The sequence below is a fragment of the Phyllobacterium sp. MT110 genome (assembly GCF_058792715.1).
In genome coordinates this window covers 692,962-707,680 of the sequence record NZ_JBXAFE010000001.1, presented here as the reverse complement: position 1 = coordinate 707,680, position 14,719 = coordinate 692,962, and the positions used below count along the sequence as shown (strand labels likewise).

Annotated in this window: 29 protein-coding genes and 1 pseudogene; 22 read left to right on the top strand and 8 right to left on the bottom strand. The window is 51.8% G+C overall.

Going from position 1 to position 14,719, the window contains the following annotated elements:
* The 7 genes from AC1Q5O_RS03635 to AC1Q5O_RS03605 form a co-directional block, all read right to left on the bottom strand.
* Window positions 1-540: hypothetical protein (locus AC1Q5O_RS03635; protein WP_492561912.1), on the bottom strand; the 540-nt coding region annotated here is incomplete at its 3' end.
* Between the two features lie 12 nt (window positions 541-552).
* The gene (locus AC1Q5O_RS03630) at window positions 553-936 is read right to left on the bottom strand and encodes a hypothetical protein (RefSeq protein ID WP_071477304.1); all 384 of its coding nucleotides are present in this window, start codon (window positions 934-936) and stop codon (window positions 553-555) included.
* A gap of 309 nt (window positions 937-1,245) precedes the next feature.
* Window positions 1,246-1,419, bottom strand: coding sequence for a hypothetical protein (locus AC1Q5O_RS03625; RefSeq protein WP_177192629.1), 174 nt, complete (start codon window positions 1,417-1,419; stop codon window positions 1,246-1,248).
* Window positions 1,416-1,784: a hypothetical protein gene (locus tag AC1Q5O_RS03620; RefSeq protein ID WP_071477306.1), complete on the bottom strand. Its 369-nt coding sequence runs from the start codon at window positions 1,782-1,784 to the stop codon at window positions 1,416-1,418. Before AC1Q5O_RS03620 ends, AC1Q5O_RS03625 begins: the two co-directional genes overlap by 4 nt.
* Complete coding sequence (locus AC1Q5O_RS03615; RefSeq protein WP_071477307.1) at window positions 1,781-2,260, bottom strand: hypothetical protein; 480 nt, start codon at window positions 2,258-2,260, stop codon at window positions 1,781-1,783. The genes AC1Q5O_RS03620 and AC1Q5O_RS03615 overlap by 4 nt, the downstream gene beginning before the upstream one ends.
* Window positions 2,257-2,553 carry a hypothetical protein gene (locus AC1Q5O_RS03610; protein WP_071477308.1) on the bottom strand — a complete coding sequence of 99 codons (297 nt, stop codon included), beginning with the start codon at window positions 2,551-2,553 and terminating at the stop codon, window positions 2,257-2,259. Before AC1Q5O_RS03610 ends, AC1Q5O_RS03615 begins: the two co-directional genes overlap by 4 nt.
* The gene (locus AC1Q5O_RS03605; protein WP_071477309.1) at window positions 2,550-2,753 is read right to left on the bottom strand and encodes a helix-turn-helix domain-containing protein; all 204 of its coding nucleotides are present in this window, start codon (window positions 2,751-2,753) and stop codon (window positions 2,550-2,552) included. Before AC1Q5O_RS03605 ends, AC1Q5O_RS03610 begins: the two co-directional genes overlap by 4 nt.
* A 93-nt stretch (window positions 2,754-2,846) precedes the next feature.
* Here AC1Q5O_RS03605 and AC1Q5O_RS03600 point away from each other — a divergent pair, with 93 nt between their 5' ends.
* Window positions 2,847-3,488, top strand: coding sequence for a LexA family transcriptional regulator (locus AC1Q5O_RS03600; RefSeq protein WP_071477310.1), 642 nt, complete (start codon window positions 2,847-2,849; stop codon window positions 3,486-3,488).
* 127 nt (window positions 3,489-3,615) lie between these two features.
* On the opposite strand, the gene AC1Q5O_RS03595 is transcribed toward AC1Q5O_RS03600, so the two are convergent.
* Window positions 3,616-3,846, bottom strand: a complete 231-nt coding sequence (locus AC1Q5O_RS03595; protein WP_143078475.1) for a hypothetical protein — start codon at window positions 3,844-3,846, stop codon at window positions 3,616-3,618.
* Window positions 3,847-4,084: 238 nt separating this feature from the next.
* Between AC1Q5O_RS03595 and AC1Q5O_RS03590 the strand changes: the two genes are divergently transcribed.
* From AC1Q5O_RS03590 to AC1Q5O_RS03490, 21 genes and pseudogenes are all read left to right on the top strand, one after another.
* Window positions 4,085-4,306, top strand: a complete 222-nt coding sequence (locus AC1Q5O_RS03590; protein ID WP_143078476.1) for a hypothetical protein — start codon at window positions 4,085-4,087, stop codon at window positions 4,304-4,306.
* Window positions 4,303-4,602: a hypothetical protein gene (locus AC1Q5O_RS03585; RefSeq protein WP_071477312.1), complete on the top strand. Its 300-nt coding sequence runs from the start codon at window positions 4,303-4,305 to the stop codon at window positions 4,600-4,602. Before AC1Q5O_RS03590 ends, AC1Q5O_RS03585 begins: the two co-directional genes overlap by 4 nt.
* Window positions 4,603-4,693: 91 nt before the next feature.
* Window positions 4,694-5,020 carry a hypothetical protein gene (locus tag AC1Q5O_RS03580; RefSeq protein ID WP_071477313.1) on the top strand — a complete coding sequence of 109 codons (327 nt, stop codon included), beginning with the start codon at window positions 4,694-4,696 and terminating at the stop codon, window positions 5,018-5,020.
* Window positions 5,017-5,247: a hypothetical protein gene (locus AC1Q5O_RS03575; RefSeq protein WP_071477314.1), complete on the top strand. Its 231-nt coding sequence runs from the start codon at window positions 5,017-5,019 to the stop codon at window positions 5,245-5,247. The genes AC1Q5O_RS03580 and AC1Q5O_RS03575 overlap by 4 nt, the downstream gene beginning before the upstream one ends.
* An 88-nt stretch (window positions 5,248-5,335) precedes the next feature.
* On the top strand, window positions 5,336-5,632 hold the full coding sequence (locus AC1Q5O_RS03570; RefSeq protein WP_071477315.1) for a hypothetical protein: 297 nt from the start codon (window positions 5,336-5,338) through the stop codon (window positions 5,630-5,632).
* Window positions 5,629-5,823 carry a hypothetical protein gene (locus tag AC1Q5O_RS03565; protein ID WP_071477316.1) on the top strand — a complete coding sequence of 65 codons (195 nt, stop codon included), beginning with the start codon at window positions 5,629-5,631 and terminating at the stop codon, window positions 5,821-5,823. Before AC1Q5O_RS03570 ends, AC1Q5O_RS03565 begins: the two co-directional genes overlap by 4 nt.
* Complete coding sequence (locus tag AC1Q5O_RS03560; RefSeq protein ID WP_492561911.1) at window positions 5,820-5,957, top strand: hypothetical protein; 138 nt, start codon at window positions 5,820-5,822, stop codon at window positions 5,955-5,957. Before AC1Q5O_RS03565 ends, AC1Q5O_RS03560 begins: the two co-directional genes overlap by 4 nt.
* Window positions 5,954-6,829: a hypothetical protein gene (locus AC1Q5O_RS03555; RefSeq protein WP_071477317.1), complete on the top strand. Its 876-nt coding sequence runs from the start codon at window positions 5,954-5,956 to the stop codon at window positions 6,827-6,829. The genes AC1Q5O_RS03560 and AC1Q5O_RS03555 overlap by 4 nt, the downstream gene beginning before the upstream one ends.
* Before the next feature lie 41 nt (window positions 6,830-6,870).
* Window positions 6,871-7,020 carry a hypothetical protein gene (locus AC1Q5O_RS03550; RefSeq protein ID WP_492561910.1) on the top strand — a complete coding sequence of 50 codons (150 nt, stop codon included), beginning with the start codon at window positions 6,871-6,873 and terminating at the stop codon, window positions 7,018-7,020.
* The gene (locus AC1Q5O_RS03545; RefSeq protein WP_083399892.1) at window positions 7,017-8,060 is read left to right on the top strand and encodes a PD-(D/E)XK nuclease-like domain-containing protein; all 1,044 of its coding nucleotides are present in this window, start codon (window positions 7,017-7,019) and stop codon (window positions 8,058-8,060) included. Before AC1Q5O_RS03550 ends, AC1Q5O_RS03545 begins: the two co-directional genes overlap by 4 nt.
* Entirely contained in the window at window positions 8,060-8,656 is a 597-nt protein-coding gene (locus AC1Q5O_RS03540; protein WP_071477319.1) for a hypothetical protein, read from the top strand. The genes AC1Q5O_RS03545 and AC1Q5O_RS03540 overlap by 1 nt, the downstream gene beginning before the upstream one ends.
* Window positions 8,653-9,816, top strand: coding sequence for a recombinase RecT (locus AC1Q5O_RS03535; protein WP_071477320.1), 1,164 nt, complete (start codon window positions 8,653-8,655; stop codon window positions 9,814-9,816). The genes AC1Q5O_RS03540 and AC1Q5O_RS03535 overlap by 4 nt, the downstream gene beginning before the upstream one ends.
* A complete protein-coding gene (locus AC1Q5O_RS03530; RefSeq protein ID WP_071477321.1) occupies window positions 9,813-9,992 on the top strand; it encodes a hypothetical protein in 180 nt (59 codons plus the stop codon). The genes AC1Q5O_RS03535 and AC1Q5O_RS03530 overlap by 4 nt, the downstream gene beginning before the upstream one ends.
* Before the next feature lie 249 nt (window positions 9,993-10,241).
* The gene (locus AC1Q5O_RS03525) at window positions 10,242-10,658 is read left to right on the top strand and encodes a DUF968 domain-containing protein (protein ID WP_218152612.1); all 417 of its coding nucleotides are present in this window, start codon (window positions 10,242-10,244) and stop codon (window positions 10,656-10,658) included.
* Window positions 10,655-10,996 carry a hypothetical protein gene (locus AC1Q5O_RS03520; RefSeq protein WP_071477323.1) on the top strand — a complete coding sequence of 114 codons (342 nt, stop codon included), beginning with the start codon at window positions 10,655-10,657 and terminating at the stop codon, window positions 10,994-10,996. The genes AC1Q5O_RS03525 and AC1Q5O_RS03520 overlap by 4 nt, the downstream gene beginning before the upstream one ends.
* Window positions 10,989-11,660 carry a hypothetical protein gene (locus tag AC1Q5O_RS03515; RefSeq protein ID WP_071477324.1) on the top strand — a complete coding sequence of 224 codons (672 nt, stop codon included), beginning with the start codon at window positions 10,989-10,991 and terminating at the stop codon, window positions 11,658-11,660. Before AC1Q5O_RS03520 ends, AC1Q5O_RS03515 begins: the two co-directional genes overlap by 8 nt.
* A gap of 281 nt (window positions 11,661-11,941) precedes the next feature.
* Window positions 11,942-12,505, top strand: a complete 564-nt coding sequence (locus tag AC1Q5O_RS03510) for a hypothetical protein (RefSeq protein WP_492561909.1) — start codon at window positions 11,942-11,944, stop codon at window positions 12,503-12,505.
* A gap of 632 nt (window positions 12,506-13,137) precedes the next feature.
* The gene (locus AC1Q5O_RS03505) at window positions 13,138-13,872 is read left to right on the top strand and encodes a DNA-methyltransferase (protein ID WP_071477327.1); all 735 of its coding nucleotides are present in this window, start codon (window positions 13,138-13,140) and stop codon (window positions 13,870-13,872) included.
* A 216-nt stretch (window positions 13,873-14,088) separates the two neighbouring features.
* Complete coding sequence (locus tag AC1Q5O_RS03500; protein WP_071477329.1) at window positions 14,089-14,397, top strand: hypothetical protein; 309 nt, start codon at window positions 14,089-14,091, stop codon at window positions 14,395-14,397.
* Window positions 14,394-14,543 (top strand): hypothetical protein, encoded by a 150-nt coding sequence (locus AC1Q5O_RS03495; protein WP_177192630.1) that lies wholly within the window; start codon window positions 14,394-14,396, stop codon window positions 14,541-14,543. Before AC1Q5O_RS03500 ends, AC1Q5O_RS03495 begins: the two co-directional genes overlap by 4 nt.
* Window positions 14,543-14,698, top strand: a pseudogene (locus tag AC1Q5O_RS03490) (helix-turn-helix domain-containing protein); the annotation flags it as partial. The gene AC1Q5O_RS03495 and the pseudogene AC1Q5O_RS03490, both read left to right, overlap by 1 nt.
* Window positions 14,699-14,719 lie beyond the last annotated feature (21 nt).

The window sequence follows — 14,719 nt, the reverse complement described above, 5'->3', positions numbered from 1 at the left end:
ACCGGTTGCTGCATCGGTTGCTGCATCGGTTGCTGCATAGGTTGCTGCATAGGTTGCTGCACGGGTTGCTGCACGGGTTGCTGCATAGGTTGCTGCACCGGTTGCTGCACGGGTTGCTGCACGGGTTGCTGCATAGGTTGCTGCATCGGTTGCTGCATCGGTTGCTGCATAGGTTGCTGCATAGGTTGCTGCACGGGTTGCTGCATCGGTTGCTGCACCCTTACCATTCTTCCTCACATGCCAAATGGCTGCTGACGCTCCATAAGCAAAAGCCATAACCATTGGTGATGGAACGATAATGACTCGCGGTTCTTTCAGATTGGCTGCAGCATAAATGCCCTTGATCGCCGGAATGATTTTGTCCGGTTCAATCGGATCGGTGCGCATGGCAATGCCAATCCATTTTTGGGAATGCTCATCCATGCGGAGCTTTTCTTCGGGCGTAATCCCGCCGTGGGCCTTGGATGGTGTGCGAATGATTTTTGACATGCTCAATGCTTTCTTCGTTGACGTCGCTTTTCCAAACCGAGCAGCAGCCATTGCCATGCTCGATTAAGCAGACTTCTGATGAGCCTCATTTGATTTCCTAAGTTCGTGCCGCTCGGCCATGTAACCGTCAGCGGCCTCGTTGTTGCGCTGGACCATTTCCTCGTATGCCAGCATGAGTTTGATGACCGTCTCGCCACCAACGTCATTCATAGATTTCCAGCGCTTCCAGATGCGTTCGGCCATCGGCAGTTCAACACCTGCCTTCTTGGCTGCGCGATCCCGAGCTGCAGTCCATGTGTCGTGTCGGCCCTTGTGATGGGCCTTCGTGATCGTCTCGAGCCAGTAGTTTGCTTTCTGGGGAACTGGCATCCCCTGAGTGTCAGCAAGTGCACGCATTACTAATTCGCCCCGTGTTGGGTCAGATTTGACCCGTCTTGTGTCGGACATTTTTTCTTTTCCTCGATAGATTGAGACCTATCGAAGACGCGGATTTGACCGCGATTTGTGGAAGGAACTGATGGTGAAAAAGCGCACGCGTAAGGCCTGGAAAACTCAAACGGGTGTGCAATTGTCTTTGTTCTCATGGGAGCAATCTCCCCCGCAGAAAGTTCGCCAAGCCAAGAACGGTGGCGCCAACCACCGTGGCAGGCCAAGCGAGTATGAAGACCCATTCACGCAAGCCCGTGGGCGCATCCCTCTGTACGGAAGCGCAAGCACCAATGGGGCCGAGTGAATAAAGGCTGATTGCTAGGATTGTCATGCCGGCGCCCAATGAGTTGGGCGGTAATAGACATACATACTGCCGTCAGGAATGAACCACAGGTTGCCACTGCGTTTAAGGTTCTGCTCGTTGCGGGACCCGTTCTCATCGTGGATTTTTGTTTTAACGACAATGCCTTCTGGCGCCGTTTCTATATCGAGCCAATTCATGCCGCCACCTGCTCTTTCAGAACCGGTGAAGTCGGCCAAGGCATCCACGCAATCGGCGGGACGGCTTTCGTGAACATTTCCCAACGCTCTTCATTGGGCAGCCAGCGTCCCACCGTCACAACACCGCAAGGGCTGGCAAGGATGACCTTCTGATGCTGATAGACGGTTTTCTCTACCTTCTTGCCTTTGCCATTCGTGTACGTCGTGGTGACGTATTCTCCGCGAGGCGCAGCATCCATGTCATAATTCCAGGGGAATTGGCCGGACGACGGCATTTCAACGCATGTGGCGTTCGCAAGTCGGGCATATCCTGTCACTTCAGCGATTTCGCCGTCGTCCGATTGGAAATCTTGGGGGTTGATCACGCCTTTGCTCTCCATTTTTCAGGAATGGCATCACGGCGAGCCAATGCCGACCGCTGCTTCTTTGACATGCTTTGGATTTGTGAAAGGATTCCGCCGATATGACCGGTTTCATTGCGCTTGATGACGGAAGGCCAGAGAAGCATTGCAACTTCCCAATACTCGTCATCTGTCTTGAGGCTGGATACCTTTACGCCCCTCACACCGAGACAGGCCTTGAGGCTATCAAACCAAGCGCCTTGGTGTTTATTTTTGGTCTGGCGCTTGCGATTTGGGAACAATGTTTCGAGGCCGGCAAGGATTTCCTCACCTCTCATCGTATCAAAATTCACCGTTCCCGCTTTCACCAGCTCATCATCATCAAATGCAGCATCAGCGACGATCACGGCGAACCAATAGTCGGTCATTGCCGGATCATTGAGTTTGACGCGCATTCCTTTCAGATAGCCTGCGCAACGTGGAAAGGAATGAATGCTCATTTCGCTTTCCTCGCCTTGTCTGCAGCCATAACCTCGTCCATCAACCGAACACCCTCGGCGTTCAACACACCGATGCTTTCACCTAGTGGGATGAGAGCACATCGAAGTTTGAGGAGGGATTCACGTTGACTTGGATGGGCCCATTTAGGCTCGCTTCCAGATTCGAATATGGTGTGGAGGAAATTGTCAGACTCCTCAATGACAACAGCTATTGTCTTTTTCTGCTGTGCATCAGCTATCGACCGATCAAACGCATCCCAGTCCGTGTATCCCAAATTGAGATGTCTGCTCATGCCGCAGCCTCATCGATTAAGAACCAGTCTGAAACCCTCACTTTACCTTTCGTAGCGGCTTCAACCTTTCGAATTACATCTGGCGACGGGAAGCGCTTTTTATTGATGTATCGATTGATGGTTGCCTGCTTGACGCCGATCAGTTCGGCGAAAGCAGTCTCCGTCAGTGATTTTTCATCTAGGTATTGTGCTAGGGTCATGATGCTTTATACCAACTGGGTATATCATTGTAAACAGGTTTTTATACCATTTTGGTTTTTGACAGCATTTTTTATTGGCCTTAGCGATTGAGCATGAAGAATCTCAAGGAAATTCGAGACCAGCTCAAACTCACACAAGCCGAAATGGCTAAGCGTTTAGGCACGTCGCAACCGCAGTATCAACGGCTTGAACGCGGGAAACGGCCCATGTCAAAAAAGTGGGCTCTTAAAATAGAATCTGAGTTTGGTATCCCAGCTGCGCAAATATTGTTTACTGATGAGGATGATACTTCTGTCCCAGCCCGCATGGTTAAAGTTCTAGGATATGTGCAAGCGGGCGAATGGGAGGAGACTTGGGAGTTGTCAGAAGAAGATCAATACGATGTACCTATACCGCATGATACTTCACTAAACGGATATCCACTATATGCTGCGGAAACACGCGGCCCCTCGATGAACAGGCGATACCCTGAAGGAACTGTATTAGTTTTTACTCACATCATCGAAACGCATGAGGATCTGATACCTGGGAAACGCTACATTGTTGAGCGCGAACGGTCAGACGGCTTGAAAGAGGCAACCGTAAAGATTTTATGGTTTGATGATCAAAGGAAACCATGGCTCCTGCCGGAATCGACAGACCCGAGGTTTCAAGAACCAATCGCTTTGAATGGCGATGATGGTGATACAATCCGCATAGTTGGACGCGTCCGGTATGCCGTTTCTAGAGAATAGCTCTTTGACAGAGCCATATTCTGAAGCCTCTTTACCCTATGAAAGAGAATATAGGTATTAATCAGATTGTAGGTTTATATCTGTGTTGCTGTGCAGCAACCAATAATTAGTTGCTGTGCAGCAACCATTAGCTATACGGCCACTTAAAAATGTAAATGTTACCCGCTCGCGCCTTACTCTCAATTTCCAACAATTGCGCGGCTTTTAATTTTCTTGTCGCCCGAAAAACAACGGTTCGATCACAACCTGTCTGCTTTTCGATGTATGACATGCCGGCAACACAGTATGGCCGGTCTGGCGAACACACCATTCCAATGAAAATTGCGGCCACGCGTTCGTGATGGGTGAGATCGGTCATAGTCGTCACCCTCCTCACCCACGCACGCTGATCAGCAAGAAATAGCCCCGCATCAACTGGCGGAAAGCGCTCTTCAAGGTCTTTAAATCGGGAAGCTATTAGATCGGGTCTTTTAAACATCGCTCACATTTATACCAAACAGGTATTGACGACAATACCAACTAGGTATAAATGTTCCCCATACCAACGAGTACGAAGACGGCCCAGCCTGATCTGCTCAACACATGGGGCAAATGACATGAACACAGATTTTAACTGGATTAAGCATACATCGGATGGACTTCCTGTTCCGGCAGAAGCCATCGTCCATGTTTTGACGAACGTTGACCGTTATCCATCTTTTGATCTTGTTGCGGGTTCAATACCTGCCGATACTTGGTCAATTGATGGGCACACCTGCCCAAACGGTTTTGTTGGCCGTATCACGCACTACGTCGTCGCGACTGGCGGTGCAGCATGAACGCGCACCTTTCCAATCTCGTTTTCAAGGCCGTCAATGCGGCGGTGAAGTCTGAAACCCTTCGTCAGGTCTGTGACCGGATGGAACGCGGCGGTCATACATTGTTCGTTCTGACCGACATTCTTCACATCGATGAAGAGACGGAAATCCACTCGGCCATTCGGACGCTGGATAAGCTTCTCATCCGCGAACACGCCAAGCGCGGACACTGGTCATTCAATCAAAACCAGATGGCCATGCTCAAGCAGCATCACGATGCGCTGTGCAAGGCCGTAGGCAGGCAGGAGGCAGCATAATGCGCGATTTTCTCGACGCACTGGCTGAGGGCATGGCCCTCGCCGTGTTCCTCTCAGCAGTCATCTTTATCGCAATGGGAGCAATGTAATTATGGAAAAATTCCGAAAGGGCGACAGGGTTCTCATTGAAGCTATTATCGCTTCCGACTTTGGCCACGAAGGTAAACAAAAGGTCAAGGTCCTCTATGACGAGTTTTACGCCGTCATCAAGGATATGACCATGGTTCATCCGGTTATTGTCCTTGGTGACACACTGCGCCTCAAGGATGGAAGTGGCCCATCTGGTGCGACGGTCCTTGCTATCGCAGATGACCATGCATGGGTGTCATTCGGAGATGGGAACTACGCGACGTGGTGGCTCAATCTCGTGGAACGGGTTGATGCATCCGAAGCGGAAGAATTGGCGGTGGCATCATGACTAAAGCCACTCGTGAACGCATGGAACGCTTCATCAATAGTTTTGGCTATCGGGCCGAGCGTGAAGCCGTTGAAACCCTATTTGATCGCTACGGCCTCGCGATGCTCACCGATGAGCAGGTTGAGGAAGTTGTTGACGACTGGAGCCGTTCGGAACGGAACCGGATCAAGCACAACCGCGAAAACCGACTGATCGCATCGCATCAGGCCGAAAGGATGTCGTCATGATCACCATCCTTCTCGCGGCAGTTCTCTTCATGCTCGCCTGCATTGTTCGGGCTGCACAGCTGCTGATTATCAAGCGGAGGCGTGGGCTATGAGCAAGATCAATACAGGTGGTCCGGCGTTTCCATTCGCTTACGAAACCAGTGACGGACTCGATCAGACAATCCACATCAATGAAGGAATGTCCCTACGCGACTATGCGGCGATCCATGCCCCGCAGCCGGATATCTCTCAGGTAGAGCTTCATGAGAAGCTTGATCGTTCGCGCAATCCCCACAACGACAGTTACAAGCCGAAAATTCGATCCAGAGCCGAAATAGTATCGGCCCTTCGATACGAGTTTGCCGACGCCATGATCGCGGAACGCGAGAAGGGTGGTGCATCATGACCGCCAAGACATGGGAAGTTCTCGTAAACGAAACTGATCTGGCAAGCAGCGTTATCATTTCGGATGGCGAAGATGATCTGCTGGAAGTGTTTCACCGCGGCAGAGCAACGGTAAGCCGTACCCAGGCTGAAGCGATTGAGGTTGCCCGCAGGATTGTTGCGATGGCACCAGAAAATGGCGGTGCGTCATGATTTTCCTACAGGAACCAGACCTGATCCGCATCATCCAGACCAACCGCGTTCACCGCTCAATGTGGGCGCTCGCTGTCTTCGGCGTGGTGATGCTTTCGATCCTGATCATTGGAATTATCGGGAGGGTCGCATGACAGTTTTCAACAAGGCTGAAGAACTCGAACTCTGTGGGTTTGTCGGTAAATGTATGGCCAGTCCTCAGAGTTATGAAAGCCATATTCGCTCCTACTATCGCAAGCCTACTAACAAGGAAATTGCGTCGAAAGCGCAATCCGAACTGGAGGCAGCACGCGCAAAGGACGTCGAAGCTCATGAGCGCAATCTGCTAAAGATTGAGACCAACAAGGTCATTCGTGAGGCTATCACCGATATCATGAAGCAGGTCGGAATTCCCGACAGCTACAGCGAACGGGACTTCAAAAGCCGCGCGCGAATGCCGAAGCTCATTCGGCATGATGCAGGTTATCTCGGCGATCTCAACCGGACCGTCAAAATCAACGATGGGTTTGAAGCGGCCACTTTCACCTATGAACGACTGAAAAGAACCTACACCGAATATGCACAGGACGCTGATCGTGTCGAGGAAGCTCGCGTTCTTGCTGAAGCGCGAGAGATTGAAAACAAGCTCAAGGCGCGACGGGAGAACATCAAACTCGCGGAATTGATCTTGCGATACGCACTTCCAGAAACGGTTGAGTGGCATGATGTTCTAGAAGCGTTACGCGCCAAGGATCAGAGGTTGGATCTCGCTGTTGCCATGCAGCAAACGCGAGGAGATTGGTCCGATGGATACTATCGCGTCTCTTCCGCTATCGACCGCTTCACAGTTGTCACTCCTGAAGATGCGGCCATACAGACGGACATTCTGTCTTGTTTCAATGATGACATTGACGGACGCGTGTTTCGCGACACGGAATGGAACTATTCACGTCTGTTCTCCGAAGCATCTGGCCAGCAATTGTCGTCTGACATCCAGTATGTGCTGCAGCATGCAGGTGACGCATGACTTCTCCATCCCAATATACACCACCCGAAATGCAAGACCGGATGAAGCGATATGCACAGTCCAGACCATCGGGTTTCCACGAATATCACCTTCGCCAGAACTACCGCGACCTTTGCCTGATCTACGGCAGGGAAGCTGCGCGGGAACTTCTCAACGAAATCGCTGACACCACTGAGGAGCGGATGAAATGAAAATGGATCGCATTGAACCCGGCGCCATGCAGTCTCTTGGAGCGATTACCGATAAGATCATCGGTGGGTTGGCCGGCGAAATCTCTTGGGATGGCAAGACCATCAAGGAAAACGGTGTTTATGCCAATATTCCAATGGATGACTACCACGGAAATGTTCATCTGCTGAATGGCCCGTCTGTCTCCAAGTCCGCCTTGAAGCACATCCTGCCGGTTCATGGTGGAAGCCCGAAGGCTTTCTGGGGCCGGTGGAAATGGAATCCCGGTCACGTGGTTCCGAAGACCAGTCCTGCCCTTGAGTTCGGCAAAGCAGTGCATTTCCTGCTGCTGGGTGAAGGCACATTTCGCGATCACTATGCGATCCGGCCTGAAACCTATGTCGATGAAAAAGGCGTTGAAAAGCCTTGGTCTGGCAATTCCAACAAGTGCAAGCAGTGGCTGGCAGATGCCGCGAGCAAGGGCCTAACCGTCCTCACCGATGACCAGCTCAAGACCATCAATCGTATGGCAGAAGATGCCGCCGACTATCCAGAGGTGCAGCAAGGCATCCTGAATGGCCGTGCAGAGCGCTCGATGCTCTATCGCGACCCAGAGACAGGCATCTGGCTTCGTTCGCGTCCTGATGTCATTCCAGCGGCAGACGGTGTGTTTTGTGATCTGAAATCCACGTCCAGCATGGATGAGGATTTTCTGCAGCGCCAGATATTCGACTGCGGCTATTACCTTCAAGCTGCAATGAATCGTATGGTTTGCCGCGGTCTTGGCATCCCCTTCGAAACCTTCGCCCTGCTCTATGTGCTCAACGATGACGTGCCAGATACCGCACACGTTGAGATTGACACGTTCACGATGGATCGTGGTGAAGCATGTGTGCGATGGGCGTTGCGGAAAATCCGTGAATGCCTTGATGCAGGATATTGGCCCGGCCGTGAACCATTCAATCGCGGCGAACGTCCAATCTCAATGAAGCCATGGGCTGCCGACAACATCGACAATTTCCTTAACCGACAGGCGCAGATCGCCGAGCAGGAGGCAGCATAATGCCCACTGGATACACAGCCGTTGTTGGTGACGGCAAAATCACTACACTGCGGGAATTTGCCTTGATCTGCGCGCGCGGCATGGGTGCTTGCATAATGATGCGCGATGAACCTTGGGATGCGCCGATTCCGGAGCGCTTTGAACCCCAGACAAAATATCACGACGATAAGCTCGAAGAGGCAAAGGCAGTGCTCGAAACGTTGCCCAAACTTTCAGAAGCGGAATGCGAAAGTCGCGCAGTTGAAGAGTACAAATCTACGATGGCAAGTGACGCCAAGTACAGGGCGGAACGCGAATTGCGCAACTCTCGATACCGCTCGATGCTAGATGCAGTCTCTTCGTGGCACACTGATGCAGAGGGCATCAAGGAGTTCATGGTTGAGCAATTGAACATCTCAATCGAGCGAGACTACCCCTCCAAATCCCCAGTAAAGCTAACCGGTGCTGAGTGGAGGGAAGATAGGTTGAAGCAAGCACATCACGATGTCGCCTATCATGAAAGGGCGCGTGGTGAAGAAATATGGCGCACCCAAGAACGCAACCGCTGGCTGTCCGATCTGCGCTCAAGTCTTCCGACCAAAGGAAATCAATCATGAACCAGATCGCACCGCGTGAAACATCAATTAACAGCGTATCGGTATCGACTGGCGCGAATGGTACGTCAATTGCACCGCAGAACCTGGGTGAAGTCGTTCGCTTCGCAGAAGTCATGTGCAAGGCCGATATTGCCCTACCAAAGCATCTACGCGGGAACGCAGGCGCATGCATGGCTGTGGCAATGCAAGCCCTTGAGTGGCAGATGTCGCCATTTGCTGTGGCCTCGAAGTCCTATGCCGTGAATGGCGCTATCGCTTATGAGGCCCAGCTTATCGCCGCCGTAGTCAATACCCGATCCGGCATTAAGGGGCGCTTGAAGTATGTTTTTGAAGGCACTGGAGCCGCAATGACATGCACCGTTACCGGAACGCTTGATGGTGAGGAGTGCGTTTACACGTCTCCATCCATTGGCAGCATCACTACCAAGAACTCGCCATTGTGGAAGTCAGATCCACAGCAGCAGCTTGGCTATTTCTCCGCTCGGTCGTGGGCTCGTCGTCATTGCCCCGAAGTTCTTCTCGGCGTGTACGACCGTGACGAAGCCGAACAGTTCCAAGGTGCAGACAACGCAAAGGATGTAACGCCACGCACGACACTGCAGGCGCGCCTTGCTGCCGCCAAAGAAGCCCATGGAGAGCAGGAAGGCTTTAATGCCGCCAATGTAGCCCGCGAGACCGGAACGCTCACTGGTGGCGTTCCAGAACAGAATTCAGAAACATCAGCCGACGATCTCCCCACGAAAGCTGATGCAGGAAGCGACATTGACGCCATCGCCCCCAATGAGCGTGTCGCTTCCGCCCATTTAACCGATGATGAATCGGCACTTGAGTCCAGTGGGGATGATGTCGCCTCCCCGTCGTCTTCACTGGACTCCGAAATTGACGATTTCACCGAGCAGACAACCGGCAGAAATCCGTCCGTCATCCGTGAACTCAAGCGCGAATGCAAGGACAAGCTCCTTCAGATCGCCAACAGTGATCTGCCTGCGGGTGAGCGTCGAGGAGTGCTGGAGCGTACCAAGAACGTCTGGAAAGACGAACTGCCGGAAGGCCTTGAGTTTGTCCGCATCTGCTTTGAAACGACCGACAAGGTGATCAAGAAGGAACTCACGTCAGAGTTTGCCCTCAAGTATCTCAATGGCTTGGTAGGTGCGATATGAACATCAACGCCGACACTATCCGCCTTCGTATCCAATCTTTGCCACCGCATGCCCGCGGCCGGCGCGAATTGGAAAACATAGCCCGCGAAGCAAAGCACGATGATCTTTATCGAGCAGTACTCGCCCAGGAACTTGAGAATGTTCTTGCCCGTGAAATGTGGGAGGTAAACCGATGAGGATCACAGTTTGCGTAGCCTGCGTCGCACAGGCACTTCAATCGGCCAATTGGGCGAATGGGGGCGGACACCAGTATTTATTCAACGAGGGTGCGCTTTGGATTTATTGGGTTTTCTCTGTGTTTTGGCTCGCGACGGGTATTAGAGCGCTTTGGAAGGGGGTCGCGTGATGACCTATCACCTCCACCACCTGACACAAAACGGCATTTCACCTGACACAGATCGGGATTCCCGATTGATTGGCGGTGAATGATGGCTGGGTTTCGCATCGCTCACTCATTTTCGGACCAGACTCCGAAAGTCAAACCGACAAAGAAGGTCAGCTATCTCGCCTTCCTGCATAAACTTCCATGTGTGGTTTCAGGGAAATATGGCGTCCAAGCTGCCCATATCTCATTCGCGAACCCGCATTACATGCACTACGGGCGCGGCAAAGGGCATAAGGCACATGATCTGTGGTGCCTCCCTCTATCCCCAGAAGCCCACAGAGACCAGCACAGTGGCAATGAGGCCGATTGGTGGGCCAAGCAACGGATAGACCCGCATGAGCTTGCCCTGACGCTCTATGGGGCTTGGTCGAGCCTCGGTGACCAGGCTGAACCATTTTGCGTGGCCAGGATCAATAGTGGTCTTGCGCGAAACAATCGTCTCAGGAGCGCGTCATGACAACCAAAATTACGCCAAGCAGCGGCTGCGTATTTACAGACCTTGGCATCGAGAAGCCGACCATGACTGAATACGCTGAAAAACTCAAAGCGATGACGGATCTGGAACTGGTTGATGAAATAGGAAGTAAGGTTTGGCTGTCTGCATACGCCGCAAACAACCCGCTCTCAAAATATCACGATAAATGTGATTCAACATATTGGGAAGCTGAGAGACGAGAAAAACCATGGTTGTATCAGCAAGGGTGGAACAAGGCGTGGGTTAGCGCTGGTCATGAACTATCTGATGATGATCGCGAACGTGCCATCGCCAAAGCGGAGGGTCGCCAAGATGACTGATACTGCCCTCAAGCCGACATTGGAGCCTTTGCGGAAATCTGAAACTGAACCGACTTGGCTTCAAATAAAAAACCTGTTCGAAAAGTATGGGTGCGCACCACCAACCGCCTTGCGGGATGAGGTCGCCACTCTAGCTATGTGGGCTTGGTACGGAAAAAATCTAGACGCCGCTGTTTCAGCACACCCCCACCCCGTAGAGATGGTACAGGCGGACGTGCAGCCGGTGGCAATACAGCGTTATGAATTTGACGGCGGTTCCGTTTGGTGCGGAGAAGCTGCAAGTATGACGCCACACGTATCGGGGGACTATGTCCTATTCACCGACCACCAAGCAACCGTAGCAGCACTTGAGGCGTATCTGGAACAAAAAAGCCATTTGATACAGGCTGCCCGCGCGGACAGAAAAATCTATAGAGAGCGCGCCGAGCAAGCCGAAGCCTCCTTTGCTGAGATGCAGAAGTCGCGTGACGATTGGAAAGAGATTTCGGACTTGCAGGTTGGGGAGCTTGCTAAGTGCCAGAGGGAGAAAGAGGGGTTGCGGGAGCAGAACGACTGGTTGAAAGACCGGTTGGCATTTCTGCAATTACCTGCCACGCGGCACGATCAGCGCGAGGAATGGCTTTCGGAATTGGGCATGCCTGCTCTCAAAAGCGAGGGCGCATAGATGGGTAAGCTAATCGCAAGTTACGAAGTCCATTGCACACAATGTGAATTGCCATTTCTCGGGATTGGCTATCGTCGGGCGGAAGCAGTGCGCACTCTGCGCAAATGCGGATGGAAACAGGCGATCAACGATAACTGGTATTGTGAAAAGTGCGCCACAACCCCTCGCGCCGCGCTCTCTCCTGAGAACGGGGGCGAGAACCATGGGTGAGTTTATTGGCATCATAATTTTGTCACTACTGTTTCCTGCGGCGGCTATCCTCATAGTGGAGTGGCTCGATCATGACTGACTTATCAGAACGTATAAAAACTGCTGCCGAAAAAATCGCTCTTGAAAAGGGTCAGCCACATTCAACGTGGTTCTGTTTCAAAGACGAAGCCTACGAGCGCATTCACTCAGAAGATTTTGCCGCCCTCTCCACCGTAGGTCGCCCCTCTGACCTTTCCCCATTTCGACAGGCGCAGTATGATGCATATGGAGCAGCCCTCTCCGTTCCTTGCTTACAGGAGCCGGACAAAGTGGATCGAATGATCGACTTCATTCTATCAGATGAAAGTCCAGTCACAGAAGTGGATCAAAATGACGTCGACATGTTCAATGCGGCAGTAGAAAAAGGCAAGCGTCGAATTGCTGCTTCTAAGATCGTTGCTTATGCGTCTAGCAGTGAGTTTCGCAAAAATCAGCTTATCTCTGCCGCGCAATACAATAGTGCGCTGCCAAAGAACCGTATTGAATTTGACATTCCCCTCTACGCCCAACCTATCGAAGTACGCGAGCAGGCGATACGCGAGTGGCATCCGATCAGCACAGTGAAGACTGGAGATGACAATGCCAGCCAAGATTGATGTCATAGGCATGAGATTTGAGCGCCTTCTTGTCTTAGACGATGGCGATAAATCCCCCAACGGACGCAGAACAGTTAAGTGCGTTTGCGATTGCGGGAAAATAACCATTGTTGATCCTCGCTCTTTGCGTAGCGGAGACACTAGGAGCTGCGGATGCCTCCAAAAAGAAGCTGTGTCGAGATCAGTTATCGCCCTCCACACCACGCATGGTCAGTCCAGATCATCTGAATACAATACGTGGATAAAAATCCGGGATAGGTGTACCAACCCGAGGAACTTAAAGTTCAAGGATTATGGCTATAGAGGCATAAAAGTATGCCACGATTGGTTGGAAAGCTTCGACGCATTCTTTCGTGACATGGGAGAAAAACCACGGAAGTCCTGGTCTATAGATCGCATTGATGTGAATGGCGACTACGAGCCGAATAATTGCCGTTGGGCTGATCCAAAAACCCAATCTCGCAATAAGCGATCACACAGAATAGTTGAGCTTGAGGGCGTATCTATGCCTTTGTCACAGGCCTGTGAGATTGCCGGGGTCAATTACCGTTCTGCTCTTTATCGATTGAATACAGGCAAGCACTGGATGCCATTGCCGCCCGCTCCCCTCGCGCTTCTGGAGGGCCGGTGACATGGTGAAGCTATGGCACGGTGATTGTCTTGACCTATTGAAGAACCTGCCTGCAGCAAGCGTGGATATGATCTTGTGCGACCTGCCATACGGCACAACTCGCAATTCGTGGGATAGCATCATACCTCTTGAGCCACTGTGGGCTGAATATAAGCGTATCTGCAAAGGCGCTATTGTTCTGACTGCGCAGACCCCATTCGATAAGGTGCTTGGCGCGTCAAATCTGAACATGCTCCGGTACGAATGGATTTGGAAAAAGTCTCACCCAACCGGTCATATGAATGCGAAGAAAATGCCGATGAAGGCACATGAGAATGTGCTCGTCTTCTATAGAAAGTTGCCGACATACAATCCTATCAAGACAACGGGTCACGTCAAAAAAACTGCCGTGAAGCGGCGTGATACCACAACCAACTATGGCAAGCAGAAGTTCACTGAGCTGCCATACTCATCCACCGAGCGCTATCCGCGCAGTGTGGTGAGGTTTCCCAGCGACAAGCAGAAATCAGCGCTGCACCCCACTCAAAAGCCACTCGATATGTTTGAGTATTTCATCAGAACCTACACAAACCCCGGCGACACTGTTCTTGATAATGCGATGGGGTCAGGAACAACGGGCGTTGCTTGCTGGAACACTGGTCGTGATTTCATTGGGATTGAGAAAGACCATGTAATTTTTGAGACTGCCCGAAAGCGCCTCGAAAATCCGCAGCAGTTCGAAGGGATCGCGTCATGAGTATGGAATGGGTAAGAAAGTACTACTCTGTCCCTGCGAAACGCGGCGGTCGCATAAAGTACACCGGTGGATGGAATGATCCGTCCAAATCTATATTCGGAACAATTCGAAGCGCCTCTAATGGTCGGCTGAACATTCAACTCGACGGAGAAAATTACACTTCACAGTTTCATCCGACGTGGGAAATCACGTACCTCAAGGCGCATGGAGGCAGCAATGGTAACGTATGAAGAACTGGTCGAGAAGGTGGCGCGGATTATTGATCCAGCATCGTTTGGGACAACACCGGAAATGTATGGATTTCGCGGACCAGACAAACAAGATCGTTTCAAACGAACCTTCGGTTACGGTGGGCAGTTAGTAGCTATCGAGCGAGCAGAAAAGATCATAGCCACCATCCTCGAAGCCCTGAGTGAGCCGAGTGAAGCGATGGTGGCAGCCGCACAGTCAGAATGGCCGGATACTGCCAGAATGCTCAAAGCGGCCCTCGCAGCTAGCCCTCTTGTAGAGGAGGAGCGGAGATGAACAAGCCATACGACAAGGCTTTCGCAGCAATCATCAAATGGCTTCGTGAGCACGGCTACACCGCCCATACCGACCGCTATGGACATACCGAGATGCGGAGGAAGCGACAGGCGGTGGATATGCAGAACAACGGGGAGAGTATCTAATGCCTCTATTGACACCAGAGCAGGCCGCGAATGAACTTGGCATCTCCAACCGTCAGTTATTCCACCTCATGGCGGACGGAGACTTGCCGTACATCAATATCGGACGTGGCAATAAAACAGTGCGGCGATACGATCCTTCTGATCTGGAGGCCTTCAAGGCCCAAAGGAAGCAAACG